The organism is Enterobacter sp. MEB024 (genome assembly GCF_030209635.1).
In the GTDB taxonomy this organism is placed as follows: Bacteria; Pseudomonadota; Gammaproteobacteria; order Enterobacterales; family Enterobacteriaceae; genus Enterobacter; species Enterobacter ludwigii.
The window spans coordinates 176,056-193,454 of record NZ_JARVRQ010000003.1 but is presented as its reverse complement, the minus strand read 5'-3'; the positions used below and the strand labels follow the sequence as shown (position 1 = coordinate 193,454).

Sequence of the window (17,399 nt, the reverse complement as noted above, 5' to 3'; positions counted from 1 at the left end):
CATTTTGTTTTCATAAGTTGCATACATAATGAGAAGTGGATCACATATAAAGCCCCAGCGGCTCCGTAAACTACCGATCCATTAACCTTTATGAGGCAAACGCCATGCATCCACGTTTTCAAGCTGCTTTCGCCCAGCTTGCAGAGAATGTGCAATCAGCTCTGGCCCCGATTCTGGCGGATGAGCATTTCCCGGCCCTGCTGACGGCTGAACACGTCACGGCACTGAAAGAAGCCACAGGGCTGGACGACGACGCGCTGGCCTTCGCGCTGCTGCCGCTGGCGGCGGCCTGCGCCCGCGCCGATCTCTCTCATTTCAACGTCGGTGCGATTGCACGCGGCGTAAGTGGAACCTGGTACTTCGGTGGCAACATGGAGTTCCTGGGCGCGACCATGCAGCAGACCGTTCACGCGGAACAAAGCGCCATCAGCCACGCCTGGCTGCGCGGTGAACAAGCGCTGAGCGCCATTACCGTTAACTACACCCCTTGCGGCCACTGCCGCCAGTTCATGAACGAGCTGAACAGCGGGCTGGAGTTACGCATCAATCTGCCAGGCCGTGCGCCGCATACCCTCGGGGATTACCTGCCTGACGCGTTTGGTCCGAAAGATCTGGACATCAAAACACTGCTGATGGATGAACAGGATCACGGTTTTGCCCTTTCCGGCGATGCGCTGAGCGAAGCCGCGATTCGTGCGGCGAACAAGAGCCACACGCCATACAGTCACTCCCCAAGCGGTGTGGCGCTGCAGTGTCGTGATGGTCGCATCTTCACCGGCAGCTATGCCGAAAACGCCGCCTTTAACCCGACGCTGCCACCGCTTCAGGGCGCCCTGAATTTGCTGAGCCTCAATGGCTATGACTACCCGGACATTCAGCGCGCTATTCTGGCAGAGAAAGCCGACGCGCCGTTGATCCAGTGGGATGCCACCGCCGCAACGCTGAAAGCGCTCGGCTGCTCAACTATTGACCGTGTTTTGCTTGCGTAATGCCTCCGGCGGGCAGAAATGCCCGCCGCTTTGCTGAAAAACCCCTCAGTTGATTCGCTGTTTCTTGCGCTAACCAGGCGGGTAAAGTAGCCTGAGTTAAATTTCACCTTCGGTACGAGCCATCTGCATGTTAAAGCGCGCTTTTTACAGCCTGTCTGTCCTGGTCGGCATACTGCTGTTGATCGTGCTGGGTCTTGATCGCTGGATGAGCTGGAAAACGGCTCCGTATATCTTTGACGACCTGCAGGACCTGCCCTATCGTCAGGTCGGCGTTGTGCTGGGTACCGCCAAGTATTACCGCACCGGGGTAATTAATCAGTATTATCGTTACCGCATTCAGGGCGCGCTGAACGCGTATAACAGCGGCAAAGTGAATTACCTGCTGCTGAGCGGCGATAATGCGCTGCAAAGCTATAACGAACCGGTCACCATGCGCAAAGACCTGATTGCCGCTGGCGTCGATCCGGCCGATATCGTGCTCGACTACGCGGGTTTCCGTACTCTGGATTCCATCGTGCGTACGCGCAAGGTGTTCGATACCAACGATTTCATCATCATTACCCAACGCTTCCACTGCGAACGGGCGCTGTTTATCGCACTGCATATGGGTATCCAGGCGCAGTGCTACGCCGTGCCGTCGCCTAAAGATATGCTGAGCGTCCGCGTACGTGAGTTTGGCGCGCGTTTTGGCGCTCTGGCCGATCTGTACATCTTCAAACGTGAACCGCGCTTTTTAGGCCCGCTGGTACCCATTCCGGCGATGCATGAAGTGCCGGAAGATGCGCAGGGCTACCCGGCCGTCACGCCAGAACAACTGCTTGATATGCAGAAAAAAGAGAAAAAATAGCCTCGCCTTTATACTTTCTTTATACCGGGCGTAACGCTTTTTATCCCGCCTTTACGCCGCCCCTTTTAAGCTGAGTTCACTGCCGCTACGGCTTCATTGAAGAATGACTATGAACTCAATAATGAATGCGTTTTTCCTGAAAAATATCCGCCCCTATTTTAACTTCCCGGGTTTATCACTCCCGACGGCGCTCAACGCTGGCCTCTGGCTTGATGACAAACTTGATGCCATGCAGCACAACGTCTCGCTGGAAGTGGCGGATTACCTGGAACGTTACCCGCAGACAAAACATATTGACGTTTACCTGAACGATATCAATGGCATTATGCGCGGCAAGCGGCTCTCGGTGGAAAGCATGCTGAATCTGGAAAAAGGCTGTTACTTCCCCCTCTCCGTCTACTCCATGGACCATAAAGGCAAAATAGCCGCCCCGCTTGATGATGAGCCCGACCGGCTCTGCGTTCCCGTCGGCGGTTCCCTACGCCCCTGTTCGCAAGACCCTCAGCATAACGCGCAGATCCTGCTGACCATGAAAGAGAGCGACGGCAAACCGTGCCCGCTTGAGCCAAGGGTGATATTGCAAAACGTTCTGGCTCGTTTCCATCAGCACGGGCTCTTCCCGGTGATTGCCCCGGAAATTGAGTTTTACCTGACCGGACGCGGCACGCAGGATCCACAAAATCAGGGCTGCTTTCATATGGATACCTCAACGGCACACGCGGCGCTGTTTGACGAGCTGGAGCAGCTGGCGCACCTGCAGCGTATCCCCCTGACCGGGATCGTGGCCGAGGCCGAATCTGGCCAGTTCGAGTTAAACCTGAAGCATAGCCATCGCGTCGTTGAAGTCTGCGATAACGTGCTGGCCCTGCGACGCCTGACCCGCTACGTTGCGGAGAAACAGGGTCTGCAGGCCAACTTTATGGCCAAACCGTTCAGCCAGCAGTCCGGCAGCGGTTTGCACTTCCATTTCAGCCTGAACGATATTCATGGCGAAAACGTATTCGCGTCTCCGGTGGAAGCGCTGAACAGCATGATGCGCCTCTGCATCGCTGGCCAGCTGGCGCTGATGCCCGCCTCCATCGCCATTCTCGCCCCTGGCGTTAACGCATTCCGCCGCCTGCGTAAAAACCTCACGGAACCGCTATTTAACTCCTGGGGCTATAACACCCGCTCCGCCGCGCTGCGTATTCCCTGCTCTGATGACCATAACCGGCGTATTGAGTACCGGCTGGCCGGGGCTGATGCAAACCCGTATCTGGTGGCGGCAACGCTTCTGAGCGGAATGCTGTACGGGCTGGAAAATTTTGACGAGCAGGATTTACCTGAACCTCAGCAGGACGGGCCGGATCTGCCGCTGTTTCAGCAGGAGGCGATCGAGACATTTGCACGCTGTCAGTATCTTACCGACAGCCTGGGAGAGGCTTTTTCTCAACAGTGGGTTGCCTGCAAACTCTCCGAACTCGACTGGTTCGAGAGCATTGTCACCCGGGAGGAGTCGAGTCTGGCGTGAAGCACAAAAAAGCCCGCTCGATGAGCGGGCCAGGTAATGCCAGAGGCGATTATTTTTTACGCGCGTATTTGAGTGAATCCAGGGCGACCGCAAAGATGATGATGCCGCCTTTGATGATGTACTGCCAGTACGGGTTCACACCGATGTAGGTCAGACCGTAGTTGATCACGGTAAAGATGATGACACCGGTTACCACGCCGAACACGGTACCCACGCCGCCGCTAAAGGAGACGCCGCCGACCACACAGGCTGCGATCGCATCCAGTTCGTACATGAAGCCCAGGTTGTTCGTTGCAGAGCCGATACGGCCCGCTTCCAGCATCCCACCAAAGGCGTAGAACACACCTGACAGGGCATAGATCATCAGCAGGTTCAGGGCAACGTTGACGCCAGACACTTTCGCCGCTTCCGGGTTACCGCCGATAGCGAAGATGTTTTTACCGAAGCGGGTTTTGTTCCACAGGATCCAGACAAAAGCGACGGCAATCAGGGCGTAGAAGGTAATGTACGACAGGCGGAAACTGCCCAGCGCGATAAACCCTTGCGTAAAGGTCGAGAACCCGCTGTCGAAGCCAGAGATTGGCGACGCCCCCACGAAGTCGTAGTACAGGGAGTTGATACCGTAAACGATGATCATCGTACCTAAGGTGGTGATAAATGGCGTCACGTTCAGGTAAGCGATAATGATGCCGTTAATCAGACCAATCACTGCGCCGATCGCACAGACAATCAGGATCACCACGAAAATGGGCATGGTCGCCATTTCCGGGAACACCTTGTTGGCGTTTTCCATCGACTGTAGCAGCGTTGCCGCGATAACCGCCGCGAGGCCAACCTGACGTCCCGCTGACAGGTCAGTCCCCTGCGTCACGATAAGTCCCGCCACGCCCAGCGCGATAATAATACGCACGGAGGACTGGGTCAGGATGTTACTGAGGTTCAACAGGCTTAAGAACGTAGGGTCCTGGAAAATGATGATAGCCAGCAGTACTAAAAGAACAACGTAAATACCGCCTTCTTTCAGGTAAGTGAGAAAACTTTTTTTATTTAACGCACTCATGAGGAGCCCCTGATCTTAAAGGTGCAAAGACGCAAGACGCAAAATTTCGTTTTGCGTTGTCGTTTTGGTGTCAACAATACCGGCAACGAGACCATTGCTCATAACCAGAATACGATCTGTGATCCCTAACAATTCCGGCATTTCGGAAGAAATAATAATGATCCCTTTATTCTTTTTCGCCAGCTCGGCAATCAGCTGATAAATCTCAAACTTCGCGCCGACGTCAATACCGCGGGTCGGTTCATCCAGCATCAGGATTTCTGGCTGGGTTAATAACCAACGGCCAATAATGACCTTCTGCTGGTTACCGCCTGACAGCGAACCAATTTGCGTGCGGTGACCTGGCGTTTTGACGCGCATGGAGTCAATCACCCACTGGGTATCGCTCTTCATGCGGGAGTTATCCAGCAGCCCGACTTTGTTTTTATAGTTGCGAATATTGGAAATTAACGAGTTAAAGTTAATATCCAGATACGCATAAATACCGGTCGAACGACGCTCTTCCGTGACCAGCGCAAAACCATTATTAATGGCTTCGTTAGCGCTGTGGTTATTGATTTTCTTACCGTGCAGCGTGATGGTGCCCGCGGCTTTCTCACGAATACCGAACAGGGTTTCGACAATATCAGTACGTTTTGCCCCAACCAGACCTGCGATACCGAGAATTTCGCCCTTATGCAGGTCAAAAGAGACGTCGCGAATAGACGGCTGACGCAGCGAGGTGAGATTGCGAACCTCAAGGATCACTTCACCCGGCTTGTTCTCTTTGTCCGGGAAGCGCTGGTTCAGAGAGCGCCCCACCATCATGGCGATGATCTTGTCCATATCCAGCCCTTCGAGAGGCTGGGTGGCAATCCACTGGCCGTCGCGCAGGATGGTAATCTCATCACACAGCTGGAAGATCTCTTCCATTTTGTGAGAGATATAAACAATGCCGCAGCCGCGGTCTTTGAGCTTACGAATAATGGTAAAAAGGTGGTTAACCTCTTTTTCCGTTAATGACGATGTCGGTTCGTCCATGATGACGATTTTCGCATCATAGGAGAACGCTTTGGCAATTTCGATCATCTGCATTTGGGATACGGATAACGTTCCCACGCGGGCGCGCGGATCGATATCAATATCCAGTTCATCGAAAATCGCTTTGGTGTCGCGATACATTTTATCCTGATCGACAAAGACACCTTTGGTCGGATAACGGCCCAGCCACATGTTATCCATAACAGAACGCTGCAGCACCAGGTTTAATTCCTGGTGAACCATTGAGATACCGTTTTCCAGTGCTTCTTTTGCTGAATGGAAATCGATCTCTTTCCCCTGAAAAAGAATGCTGCCAGAATCTTTTTGATAGATCCCAAAAAGACATTTTAATAATGTTGATTTACCTGCGCCGTTCTCCCCCATTAATGCATGAATAGAGTGAGGACGAACTTTTAAATTAACATTATCGAGTGCCTTAACCCCGGGAAATGACTTGTTGATAGCGCTCATTTCCAACAAGTATTCACCAGATGACTGAGTATTTGTGCTGACCATAATTATACCTTGTTGGCCTCGCATATCGCGTTATAAAAGGGCGCAACAAGTTGCGCCCAGTGAAGACAATTCAAATAACTTATTTACCGATAAACTCAGCCAGGTTGGACTGGTCTACGCCAACGTAAGGTACGCGAACGATTTTGTTTTCAATTTTCCAGGTCGTACCGTCTGCCGCACCTTTGCCATCGGCCAGGTTTTTCGCCAGATCGAAGGTTGCTTTCGCCTGGTTGTTGGCATCGTTCAGCACGGTCCCGGCCATTGCACCGGATTTCACCAGGGCCAGAGCTTCTGGCAGTGCATCCACACCGAACACAGGAATGGCTGATTTGTTGTGCGCTTTCAGCGCTTCTACCGCACCCATAGCCATCGCATCGTTGTTGGCAATTACCACTTCGATTTTGTTAGCGTTCGGGCCGGACAGCCACGCGTCCATCTTATCTTTCGCCTGAGCGGTATCCCACATCGCGGTATCTAATGCCAGCTGCTGGGTTTTCAGGCCCTTATCATTCAGCTCTTTGATAACGTAAGTGGTACGGGCTTCAGCATCCGGATGGCCTGGTTCGCCTTTCAGCAGCACGAACTGGATCTGGCCGTCTTTGTTCAGGTCCCAGTTCGGGTTCGCCGCCCAGTGTTTAGCGATCAGATCGCCCTGAATAATGCCGGACTCTTTGGAGTCAGTACCGACGTAAAACGCTTTGTCATAGCTGTCCAGCGCTTTACGGGAAGGTTCTTTGTTGAAGAAGACAATCGGCACATTCTGGCCGCGCGCTTTTTCAATGACCGTGCCTGCCGCAGCTGGGTCAACCAGGTTGATGGCCAGTGCCTTCACGCCTTTTGCCAGCAGAACGTCGATCTGGTCGTTCTGTTTGGACTGGTCGTTCTGGGAGTCATTCATCAGCAGCTGAACATCTGGCGCTGCTTTAGCATCTTTCTCGATAGCTTTACGGACAACAGACATGAAGTTGTCGTCGTATTTATAGATGGTCACACCAATACGGGTATCCGCAGCGTGCGCTGCTGCACCAAAAAGCATGCTTGCCATTACAGCAGACAGGGTCAACACCTTCTTATTCATGGTATCTCCGGTTTTTTTTATGCAGGGTAGTTCTTGTGAATAACGATCGGCAGGCAGGTGTTAATGAAACGTTACTGACAGCCGAAGTTCACTTATAAAATTTCTATCTTCCGTGTTCGGTAACGCTCCAGAAATGCGTTTTATTCGTTGTTTGCGGCACATTGGCTATGGTGAAAGTGATTAATCACTGTTACATAGCGTTTCAGCCCCTAAAACGCTGACATCATAGTCAGCGCCTTGTTAAGATACTGTGAATTTACTCACAGATTGAAAACGGTTACATCAGCTGATGTAATCAGTTAGTGATCGGAACCACAATTTGCCGGGCAGCGACAGAATGTCGACGCACTAAAGTCGGCATGAAACAGTGTGTTGCGCCCGGATCCAGCAGCCCTGCCGCCCCCTGTAACGCCAGCTCAGTGGCTAGTTTGGCCATAGAGGCAATGGGGTAACGCACGGTGGTCAGCTGCGGGTCGGTGTAACGGGCAATGGGAATATCATCAAAACCAATCAACGATAAATGCTGTGGCACCGCAATGCCGTTATCCTTCAGCGCAGTCAGCGCCCCGGCCGCCATGTTATCGTTATAGGCAAACACGGCAGACAGCTGCAGATTACGGCCCAGTAACTCCACCATCGCCGCCTCCCCGCCCTGCATATCCGGCGTTCCGGTTCCAACCCAGCTTTCAGACGGCGTAATACCCTGTTCTTTAAGGGCGTTTTGCCAGCCTTCGCGCCGCAGCTCATCATCTTCAATATGATGGCTGGAGGCCAAAAAACCGATCCGCTGATGCCCGTTGTTGATGAGCATTTTGGTGGCCATCATCGCCCCGCTGACGTTATCCAGCCCGACGCAGCGGTGGGCATACCCTGGCACAATACGGTTGATCAGCACCATGCCCGGGATTTGCTCCATAAACCCGGAAATTTCGTCATCGCTTAAGGCTTTTGAGTGCACAATCAGTGCGTTACAACGCTGGCGGATCAGCACTTCAATCGCATGACGCTCTTTTTCAGCCTCGTGATAGCTGTTGCCAATCAGCACGTATTTCTGATGCTGCTGAGCGACAACGTCTACCGCTTTAACCAGAGCACCGAAAAAGGCATCAGAGACATCCATCACCACCACGCCAATGGTATCGCTGACCTGCGTGGCTAGCGCCTGCGCATTGGCATTAGGGCGATAACCCAGCTGGGTCACGGCTTTCATTACGGTTTCGCGGGTGTCAGGGCTGACCAGCGCGCTGTTGTTCAGCACGCGTGAGACGGTAGCCACGGAAACACCCGCCTGACGGGCGACGTCACGAATGGTGATCATATTCACCATCCTTCAAAGGATTGCAGCAACTCACAGACACCCCCTGTGTTTAGCAAGGTGGCTATTTTGGCAGCGAGAGAAAGGGGACTACGTGAAGAAGCTCACACAGATGAAAACGTTTACATCCGTTTTGTTAATGATTGTGATCCAGATCGTTATCTGGATGTATTTCTCAATGATACCCCTGAAGCATGTGCGGTTAACTGACGCCACACCCACTCCAGCGGCCCCTGGGGGAAATAACGTAGCCAGAGAACAGAAAACGCCAGGTTAACCATCCAGACCGGGATAACAAACGCCAGCAGCGAAAGCCGGTCGAATTTCATAAACAGGCCAAACCGATAGAAAAGCGTGGTGCATATCAGCGTCTGCAGAATGTAATTGCTGAGGGCCATACGGCCTACGCAGGCAATGGCACTGACAATCCATGCGCGACACATTTGTGGCCAAAAGCCGTAAATGAGTGCCGCATAGCCAATCGTCTGGAAGGGCGCGCTCAGCTCGCGCGGGACCTGAAGCAGAAACGCACACCAGCGGTAGTTCCAGTGCAGATGCCACTGCATGATCACGGCCGGCAGATTAATCAGCACGCCGAGAAGAATTAACCCGGCTCCCGTCAGGCGATAGTGGCGAAGGGAAAACTCCCCTTTCAGCCAGCCGGTGCGCATCAGTGATGCCCCCATCAGCATCATCCCTGCCAGCTGCCAGCCATATTGTGCGCCCAGCGCCAGCAGGTTATCGCCAAGCATATCCGCACGGTTGCTTATCGCTTCCGTGCCTCCTTTCAGCTTCCAGTACTGCTCGTACTGAAGGTTGGCGGCATCGGGGATCCATGAACGGTTTGCCGCATCACCGGAGATTATCCCCAGCAGTAACAGCACGCCAAGGCCCATGACGTAAAGCATCACACCCGTGTTAAACAGGCTTTTTACGCTGTGCGCATCGCGAATGAGCCGCCAGCAAATCAGCCCGACTAAGCCATAGGCGAGAAGAATGTCGCCATCCCAGAAGAACAGCCCGTGAATAAAGCCGAGGATCACCAGCAATGTCAGACGCGACTGGATCCAGCGCGTGCCGCGCCTGAGCAGTAGCTGCAGGCCTGCGCCAAACAGCAGGGCAAACAGGGTGAGGAATTTGACCTGGGCAAAGAGATCGAGGATGGCCCACGTCCAGGCATCGCTGCGGGTGATGTCGCCATACCACGCAGGATTGAGATACGCCGCCTTCGGCAAGCCGAAGGCGCTGATGTTAAGCAGCAGGATACCGAGAATGGCGACGCCTCGAACAAAATCGAGCGTGACGTTTCGCTCCATGTAGCCTGCCCTGTCAGATTAGTTGTGGTGACGCACGGCGCGCAGAAACTCCTGGCGGGTGTTCTGGCTGGATTTAAACAGACCGCCCAGCGACGTCGTGGTGGTCGCACTGGTGGCATCACGCACGCCGCGCGCTTTCACACAGTAGTGAACGGCGTCGATAGATACTGCCACGTTATTGGTGCCCAGCAGCGTTTGCAGCGCGGTCAGGATCTGCTGCGTCAGACGCTCCTGCACCTGTGGACGCTGAGCAAAGAACTGCACGATGCGGTTAATCTTCGACAGACCAATCACCGTATCTTTAGGAATATAAGCCACGGTCGCTTTACCGTCGATGGTCACGAAGTGGTGTTCGCAGGTACTGGTTAACGTGATATCACGTACCGTTACCATCTCATCCACCTTCATCTTGTTTTCAATGACGGTGATTTTCGGGAAATTGGCGTAATCCAGGCCGGAGAAAATTTCGTCAACGTACATTTTTGCGATACGGTGCGGCGTCTCCATCAGACTGTCGTCGCTCAGATCGAGATTCAGCAGTTGCATGATCTCGGTCATATGCCCAGCAATCAGATGCTTACGGGTTTCATTGTCCAGTTCCTGAACGGGTGGACGCAGTGGCGTTTCAAGACCACGCGCAACCAGAGCTTCGTGAACCAGGGCTGCTTCTTTACTGAGTGATGGCATTCTTTTCTCCTGCAGGTGTGGCGTCTTTTGCCCTCGTTGTGACAAAAGTGTGCGCTCATTGTGCGTGAGGCGGCGCACATAATCCAGTATTCACGACGATAATTATTGCAATTGCTGTTGCCTTTCGGCCTGACGATCCCAGACCAGTGCGCCGCCGATGAACAACGCGACGCCCGCCAGCCCCAGCGCAGGCTCCAGTCGGTGCGTGAGCCACGTCGACAACGCCGACGTTACCGGGCCAATCAACTGACCGATGGCATAACCGGTAGTAAGCAGTCCCGCCATGTAGCGCGTGTGATCTGGTGCCAGCTCGCGCCCATAAAGTAAAGAGAGCTGAACGGCACACAAGAACCCGCCCCCAACGAGCAAGCCGCCGGTCAGTAACCCGCCAATCCCCGGCAGCAGCCAGGCTGCCAGTACGCCTGCCCCCTGCAACCACAATACGATAGCCAGCCTGCGGTTTGAGGTTGAGGTGTGGCGTAAAACGATGCTGAGCGCAATGCCCGCCACGGCGGCAATACCAAATATCGGCCAGACAAACTGGGCAAACAGACTGCCGGGAAAACGCACGGCCGCCATTTGCGATAAAAAGGTCGCCGGAAGGATATAGCCAAACCCGGCCAGGCTGTAGCTCCAGACCAGGCGCTTTAAATTCTTCGTGAGGACGAGCGGTTCCGGTGCGCTGCCCGGCCGGTGAAGTTGACCCGCCCGCGGCAGATACCGGGCCACCAGCGCGATAAGCACCAGCGCCAGTACGCCGTAGATTTGCCATGCTGCACCGGCGGAAAGCGCCTTAGTCTGGATATAGACGGCAAGCAGCCCGCTGAGCGCAATACCAGCACCTGGCCCGGCAAATACCGCGGCGCTGAGACCCGGTTTCCCCAGTTGTCCCAGCCGCTCGTTGGTCCAGGCGGCAATCAGCACCATCGACCAGCCGCTCATGCAGCCAATCACAAAGCGCAGCAGGCCATGTACCACGGCGTTATCGGCCGCAGCGGAAAGCAGCGTCAGCGCAACTGCACCAAAAATACCCAACCAGAGGCGTGTTTCAACGAAGCGGTGCGCACGCATTGCATCCCATGCTCCCACCAGATAGCCCAGATAGTTCATCGCCGCCACCAGGCCCGCGCTGGTGAGCGTGAGTTGCCCGGCGGCAATCATTAGCGGCACCTGAGGGGTAAAAGCAAAGCGCCCTATCCCCATCGCTACCACCAGAACCACAAACCCACTGAGCGCGATACGCAGCGCCATGACCGCTCCAATTGTTAAAGAAAAGTTAATTTATGATGCCGCATCTTACCGTCCTGCGAAAGTGAAAGTTACTCACAGGTAAATGAAAACTCTGTATTATGGGCCGAGTGAATAGCAATTCGTATTAAGGAGCCCTGCATGGAACTGCTCGAAGAGCATCGTTGTTTTGAAGGTCGACAGCAGCGCTGGCGGCACGACTCCAGCGTACTGAACTGTGCCATGACGTTCAGCATTTTTTTGCCGCCAACTGAAACGGGCGTAAAGCCACCCGTGCTGTTCTGGCTGTCCGGTTTAACCTGTACCGACGAAAACTTCACCACCAAAGCGGGCGCGCAGCGTATTGCGGCTGAACTGGGGATTGCGCTGGTCATGCCTGATACCAGCCCGCGTGGCGATGATGTCGCCGATGATGCCGGGTACGATCTGGGCAAAGGCGCCGGATTCTACCTGAACGCGACAGAGCAGCCCTGGGCACGTCATTACCGCATGTATGATTACATTCGTGACGAACTGCCTGCGCTGGTTCAGGCCGAATTTGAGGTAAGCGACCGCTGCGCCATTAGCGGACACTCCATGGGTGGACACGGCGCGTTGATAATGGCGCTTAAAAATCCGGGAAAATACACCAGCGTGTCGGCATTCGCCCCGATTGTGAACCCCACCCAGGTGCCATGGGGTCAGAAAGCCTTCACCCATTATCTGGGCAGTGACACAGATAAATGGCAGGCGTGGGACGGCTGTGCGCTGATGCTGGCCAGCAACACGGGGGACGCCATCCCGACGCTGATCGATCAGGGCGATGCGGATCAGTTCCTCGCCGGTCAGCTACAACCTGCGGTTCTGGCCGAAGCGGCACGCCAGAAGGACTGGCCGCTGACGCTGCGTATCCAGCCAGGGTATGACCACAGCTATTACTTTATGGCGTCATTTATTGAAGATCATCTCCGCTTCCATGCGGCGCATCTGTTTAAGTAAGTTCCTCCCTTCTTGCCCGGTGGCGCTCCGTCTGCCGGGTCTCAAAACCCTATCCCTTTGAATAAAAGCCAGTTTCACTAACCAATACCAAAACACAAATGATTTCGATTATCATTTGTGTTTACAATTTCACATTCTTTTGTACAATTCCAGGCTCTTCTCCATCACAAAGAGTTCTTACAAGACAAATACATACAGTTCTCAGGGTTACCCGATGGAGTGTTTTTCTTTTTGATATGGAATGTTCAAATGACAATACCACGCGTTACGTTACTGGCTGTTGCCATCAGCGCCGCCATGCTCTCCCCTCTTGCTCACGCAGCCGACCCGGATACCGTGGTGGTGACCGCCACGGGTTTTGAGCAAAAAATCCAGAATGCCCCAGCCTCTATCTCCGTCATTTCAAAGCAGCAGATTGAAGACAAGGCTTACCGCGATGTGACCGATGCGCTAAAAGATGTCCCGGGCGTCGTCGTCACGGGCGGCGGAAGCAGCAGCGATATCAGCATTCGCGGCATGGCGTCCCAATACACCTTGTTCCTGGTCAATGGCAAGCGCGTCAGCACACGCAGCACGCGCCCGAACAGCGATAACTCGGGCATTGAGCAAGGCTGGCTACCGCCGCTGGAGTCTATCGAGCGCATCGAAGTGATCCGCGGGCCCATGTCATCGCTCTATGGCTCAGATGCAATGGGCGGCGTAATCAACATCATTACCAAAAAAGTCTCGAATACCAAAGCCTGGACCGGATCGTTACACGGCGATGCCACGTTCCAGGAGAACCATGATTCCGGGGATATCTTCCAGACCAACGCCTACGCTTCCGGCCCGTTAATTGACGGACTGCTCGGTGCAAAAGTGACAGGCCTGCTCTCACGTCGCGCGGAAGATCAGATCCTGAACGGTTTCAATGAGCAGAAAATGCGTAACGGCGGGATCACGCTGAACTTTACCCCGGACGAGCAGAACGATTTTGACCTCGATTTTGCCCGCGAACTTCAGGACCGAAACAGCACGCCGGGCAAGTCGAAAGCGACTGAAACCTGCCGCGGGACAACCTGCACGCCAAACAGCAAAAGCGAAACCCGCTACGAACATACGACCTATTCCCTTACCCACAGCGGTTACTACAGCGACTTCAACACTACCAGCTACATCCAGCAGGAAGAGACCAATAACCCGGTTCGCAAAATGCGTTCGTATAACACCACTTTCAACAACCAGAACCAGATCTTCCTCGGCGACCATACCCTGACCCTCGGTGGCCAGTATCGCTATGAGAAGCTGCGTGACAACGGTAACCAGCTTGAGGCGGCGGACGGGCTCAACAAACTGACGCGCTGGAGCTGGGCGCTGTTTGCTGAAGATGAGTGGGCGATGACCGATAGCTTCACGGCGACCGGTGGTCTGCGTATGGATAAAGACCAGAACTATGGCACCAACTGGACGCCTCGCGGTTATGGGGTGTGGCACCTTGCAGAACAGTGGACGTTAAAAGGGGGCGTTTCTGCCGGCTACCGTGCACCGGATCTGCGTCAGTCCTCCGCCAACTGGGGTCAAGCAACGGGCGGCGGTCGGCTGGATGGCATGATCGTGGGTAACCCGGACCTCAAGCCGGAGAAGAGCCTGAGCGAAGAGATCGCCCTGCTCTGGGATAACAATGACAGTCTTAACGCCGGCGTTACGCTGTTCAATACCGACTTCAAAAACAAAATCACTGAAGTACGTCGCTGTAACAGCAGTGCCGACCCTGCCTGTACGATTGGCGGTCATGCCTACGATTTTGTCAGCGACCGGGTCAACGTCGACAAAGCCAACATGCGCGGTGTGGAATCCACTTTCGGCTGGAAAATCACCCAGGATGTTAACTGGACGGCTAACTACACCTATACCGAATCCGAGCAGAAGAGCGGTCAGTTCTCTGGTAAGCCTCTGAATAAAATGCCTAAGCATATGTTCAACACCACGCTGGACTGGCAGGCCACGCAGGATGTGGGCTTCTGGAGCCGTCTGAACTTCCGCGGCAAATCTTCTGAGTATCTCAGCCGGACCTCAATGTCACAGGGCACACCGTCTTACACGCAGGTTGATGTGGGTCTGCGTTATAACGCCAACAAGAACCTGCTGGTAACCGCAGGCGTGTATAACGTGCTGGATAAACAGATTGATTACGAGACTTACGATACCGTACTTGATGGCCGCCGTTACACTGTCGGCATGACCTACAGCTTCTGATCGCCAATAAAAAAGCCCGCTCAACCGAGCGGGCTAAAAGAGAGGAAGTGCGGTTATTGTTTTACGCGTCCCGGAAATTCCATTTCACTGTAGCGAACAAAGCGCGTCCCCTTCGTCAGTTTGTAACCAAACCAGATTATCAGGAACAGCGGAATACCGATGTAGGTCGCCGTTACACCACCCCAGTCGATACGGTCCGCAAGGAACGCTTCATAGTTCTGTCCCAGCGTAATAATCAGGCACAGAATGAAGGCGAAAATAGGCCCCAGCGGGAAGAACCCTGAGCGATACGGCAGGTCATTGATGTCATGACCTTGCATAACGTAACCGCGGCGGAAGCGATAGTGGCTGATAGCAATCCCGAGCCAGGCGATAAAGCCCGTCATACCGGACGTATTGAGCAGCCACAGGTACACCGTCTGGTTGCCAAACATGGAGGTCAGGAAGCACAGACCGGCAATCACCGTTGTGGCATACAGGGCGTTACGCGGTACGCCGCCACGGGACAGCTTAGAAAAGATGCGTGGCGCTTTGCCGTCGCATGCCAGGGTATAGAGCATACGGGTAGACGCATACATGCCGGAGTTACCCGCTGAGAGCACGGCGGTCAGGATAACGGCGTTCATCACCGCCGCGGCGGAGAGCAGACCGGCATGCTGGAAGACCAGCGTGAACGGGCTAACGCTGATGTCTTTCACATCATTGCGCAGCAGGCTTGGATCGGTGTAAGGAATGATCAGGCTGATAATCAAAATCGCAAACACATAGAACAGCAGGATACGCCAGAATACCTGACGCACCGCGCGTGGAATGTTCTTCTCCGGGTTCTCGGATTCACCGGCAGCAATACCGATCAGCTCGGTTCCCTGGAAGGAGAAGCCGACAATCATCGCCACGCCAATCATGGCCGAGAATCCACCCGCAAATGGCGCATCACCAATGCTCCAGTTACTCCATCCTGCAGGTTGAGCGCCTTTGAAAATACCAACGATCATCGCCACACCGACGACGATAAAGATGATGACGGTTGCCACTTTGATCAAAGAGAACCAGTATTCCGCTTCGCCAAAACCACGCACGGAGATGTAGTTGAGCAGGAAGATCACTGCCAGGAACAACGCACTCCAGATCCAGCCTGGCGTGTCCGGGAACCACCAGTTCATCACCAATTGTGCGGCGACCAGGTCAACGGCGATAGTAACGGCCCAGTTGTACCAGTAGTTCCAGCCCAGCGCGAAGCCGAAGCCTTCTTCAACGTATTTTTGACCGTAGGTCGAAAACGAACCGGATACCGGCATGTACGCCGCCAGTTCGCCCAGACTGGTCATCAGGAAGTACACCATCAGGCCAATCAGGATATAAGAGAAAAGTGCCCCACCCGGGCCGGCTGCCGAAATTGTTGCGCCAGAGGCAACAAAAAGACCTGTACCGATTGAACCGCCGATAGCGATCATCGTCAGGTGACGCGCCTTAAGTTCGCGACGTAGCGCGGGCGCTTCTGTGGTTTTAATTTCTGAAACCATGTGAAAATGCTGTCCCTTCAACAAATGAGGCGCGATTGTAGCAGACGATACGCGTTCCTTCCGGCAGAAATGCTCAGTTATAAGAGAGCTTCATGACTCGGCCAGGATTATAAGTAAAGCACGCATCTGCATCTCCCCTCTCCCAACGGAGAGAGGATCCGCATTGCGGGTTTACATGTCGCAATAGCGCAGAAAACGCTGCAGCGAGCTGGAAAGGTGTTTCTGACGATGATGAATGCACCACAGCGTGCGCACCAGTTTAGGCAACGGGAGCGGTATTTCGACCAGCGTGCCGGCCTCAAGCTGTTCAGCAATCACCCGCCGGGAGAGACAGCTGATGCCCAGCCCATGACGAACCGCGTGTTTGATGGCTTCCGAGTTGCCCAGCTCCATACTCAGCCGGAAATGCGGCAGGTGAGAGAGCAGCAGGTAATCGACAATTTCACGGGTACCGGAGCCCTGTTCCCGGAGGATCCACTGCGCCTGAGCCAGCCGTTCCAGCGTCACTTCACCCTGTAATAAAGAAGAGGCTGGCGAGGCGAACACCACCAGCTCATCTTCCAGCCAGGGTTCAGCAATGATATCGACGTTGTGACACGGCCCTTCAATCAAACCGATGTCCACGCGGAAATCGATCACCGCATTGATGACATCCTGGCTATTGCCAACGCTCATCTCCAGCGGCAGGGTCGGGAAATCCCGGCGATAGCGGGCAATCACTTCCGGCAGAATATAATTGCCGATCGTACTGCTGGCGTAAACGCGGATGGCTCCGTTCTCTTCGCGGAACAATTGTTCGATTTCAGTCGCCTGCTCCAGCAATGCCAGCGCGCGCGGGTACAGCAGGCGGCCATGTTCATTGACGACCAACCGTTTCCCCACTCTGTCGAAAAGCTGAACCCCCAGTTGCCCTTCCAGTTCGGTCAGGGCCGCGCTGACCGCGGACTGGGACAGCGCCAGCATTTGCGAGGCCTGCGTCGTCGACCCGCTTTTCAGCACTTCGGCAAAAACTTCCAGCTGACGCAACGTAATGTGCATGGTCACTTACCACTTATATAGATTGATTATAAGTATATA

At 54.2% G+C, this 17,399-nt stretch carries 14 protein-coding genes; 5 read left to right on the top strand and 9 right to left on the bottom strand.

All coding sequences use genetic code 11. From position 1 onward, the window contains the following. The first annotated feature begins 104 nt into the window (after window positions 1-104). From cdd to QRN24_RS07120, 3 genes are all read left to right on the top strand, one after another. Window positions 105-989, top strand: coding sequence for a cytidine deaminase (gene cdd / locus QRN24_RS07130; RefSeq protein ID WP_020883200.1), 885 nt, complete (start codon window positions 105-107; stop codon window positions 987-989). A 127-nt stretch (window positions 990-1,116) separates the two neighbouring features. After that, a complete protein-coding gene (gene sanA / locus QRN24_RS07125; protein WP_014170903.1) occupies window positions 1,117-1,836 on the top strand; it encodes an outer membrane permeability protein SanA in 720 nt (239 codons plus the stop codon). 121 nt (window positions 1,837-1,957) lie between these two features. Further along, on the top strand, window positions 1,958-3,346 hold the full coding sequence (locus QRN24_RS07120; protein WP_126487976.1) for a glutamine synthetase family protein: 1,389 nt from the start codon (window positions 1,958-1,960) through the stop codon (window positions 3,344-3,346). Between the two features lie 49 nt (window positions 3,347-3,395). On the opposite strand, the gene mglC is transcribed toward QRN24_RS07120, so the two are convergent. The 7 genes from mglC to QRN24_RS07085 form a co-directional block, all read right to left on the bottom strand. Further along, window positions 3,396-4,406: a galactose/methyl galactoside ABC transporter permease MglC gene (mglC, locus tag QRN24_RS07115; RefSeq protein WP_014170905.1), complete on the bottom strand. Its 1,011-nt coding sequence runs from the start codon at window positions 4,404-4,406 to the stop codon at window positions 3,396-3,398. 15 nt (window positions 4,407-4,421) lie between these two features. Beyond that, window positions 4,422-5,942 carry a galactose/methyl galactoside ABC transporter ATP-binding protein MglA gene (mglA, locus tag QRN24_RS07110; RefSeq protein WP_020883197.1) on the bottom strand — a complete coding sequence of 507 codons (1,521 nt, stop codon included), beginning with the start codon at window positions 5,940-5,942 and terminating at the stop codon, window positions 4,422-4,424. A 79-nt stretch (window positions 5,943-6,021) separates the two neighbouring features. Further along, window positions 6,022-7,020: a galactose/glucose ABC transporter substrate-binding protein MglB gene (gene mglB / locus QRN24_RS07105; protein WP_014170907.1), complete on the bottom strand. Its 999-nt coding sequence runs from the start codon at window positions 7,018-7,020 to the stop codon at window positions 6,022-6,024. A 295-nt stretch (window positions 7,021-7,315) separates the two neighbouring features. Then, entirely contained in the window at window positions 7,316-8,338 is a 1,023-nt protein-coding gene (galS, locus tag QRN24_RS07100; protein ID WP_020883196.1) for an HTH-type transcriptional regulator GalS, read from the bottom strand. A gap of 155 nt (window positions 8,339-8,493) precedes the next feature. Next, complete coding sequence (yeiB, locus tag QRN24_RS07095) at window positions 8,494-9,651, bottom strand: DUF418 domain-containing protein YeiB (protein ID WP_059306320.1); 1,158 nt, start codon at window positions 9,649-9,651, stop codon at window positions 8,494-8,496. Window positions 9,652-9,669: 18 nt separating this feature from the next. Further along, window positions 9,670-10,338 carry a GTP cyclohydrolase I FolE gene (gene folE, locus QRN24_RS07090; RefSeq protein WP_020883194.1) on the bottom strand — a complete coding sequence of 223 codons (669 nt, stop codon included), beginning with the start codon at window positions 10,336-10,338 and terminating at the stop codon, window positions 9,670-9,672. A 102-nt stretch (window positions 10,339-10,440) separates the two neighbouring features. Next, window positions 10,441-11,589 carry a YbfB/YjiJ family MFS transporter gene (locus QRN24_RS07085; protein WP_284942539.1) on the bottom strand — a complete coding sequence of 383 codons (1,149 nt, stop codon included), beginning with the start codon at window positions 11,587-11,589 and terminating at the stop codon, window positions 10,441-10,443. Window positions 11,590-11,727: 138 nt separating this feature from the next. On the opposite strand from QRN24_RS07085, the gene fghA reads away from it, so the two are divergent. Together fghA and QRN24_RS07075 are read left to right on the top strand one after the other, a co-directional pair. Next, window positions 11,728-12,564: an S-formylglutathione hydrolase gene (fghA, locus tag QRN24_RS07080; protein WP_044868058.1), complete on the top strand. Its 837-nt coding sequence runs from the start codon at window positions 11,728-11,730 to the stop codon at window positions 12,562-12,564. 249 nt (window positions 12,565-12,813) lie between these two features. Further along, window positions 12,814-14,799 carry a ligand-gated channel protein gene (locus tag QRN24_RS07075; protein ID WP_181240589.1) on the top strand — a complete coding sequence of 662 codons (1,986 nt, stop codon included), beginning with the start codon at window positions 12,814-12,816 and terminating at the stop codon, window positions 14,797-14,799. A gap of 53 nt (window positions 14,800-14,852) precedes the next feature. Here the strand turns inward: QRN24_RS07075 and QRN24_RS07070 are convergent, their stop codons facing one another. Both QRN24_RS07070 and yieE read right to left on the bottom strand, forming a co-directional pair. Beyond that, entirely contained in the window at window positions 14,853-16,322 is a 1,470-nt protein-coding gene (locus QRN24_RS07070; protein ID WP_020883191.1) for an amino acid permease, read from the bottom strand. A 171-nt stretch (window positions 16,323-16,493) separates the two neighbouring features. After that, window positions 16,494-17,360, bottom strand: a complete 867-nt coding sequence (gene yieE, locus QRN24_RS07065) for a DNA-binding transcriptional regulator YeiE (RefSeq protein WP_284942538.1) — start codon at window positions 17,358-17,360, stop codon at window positions 16,494-16,496. Between the last annotated feature and the right edge of the window lie 39 nt (window positions 17,361-17,399).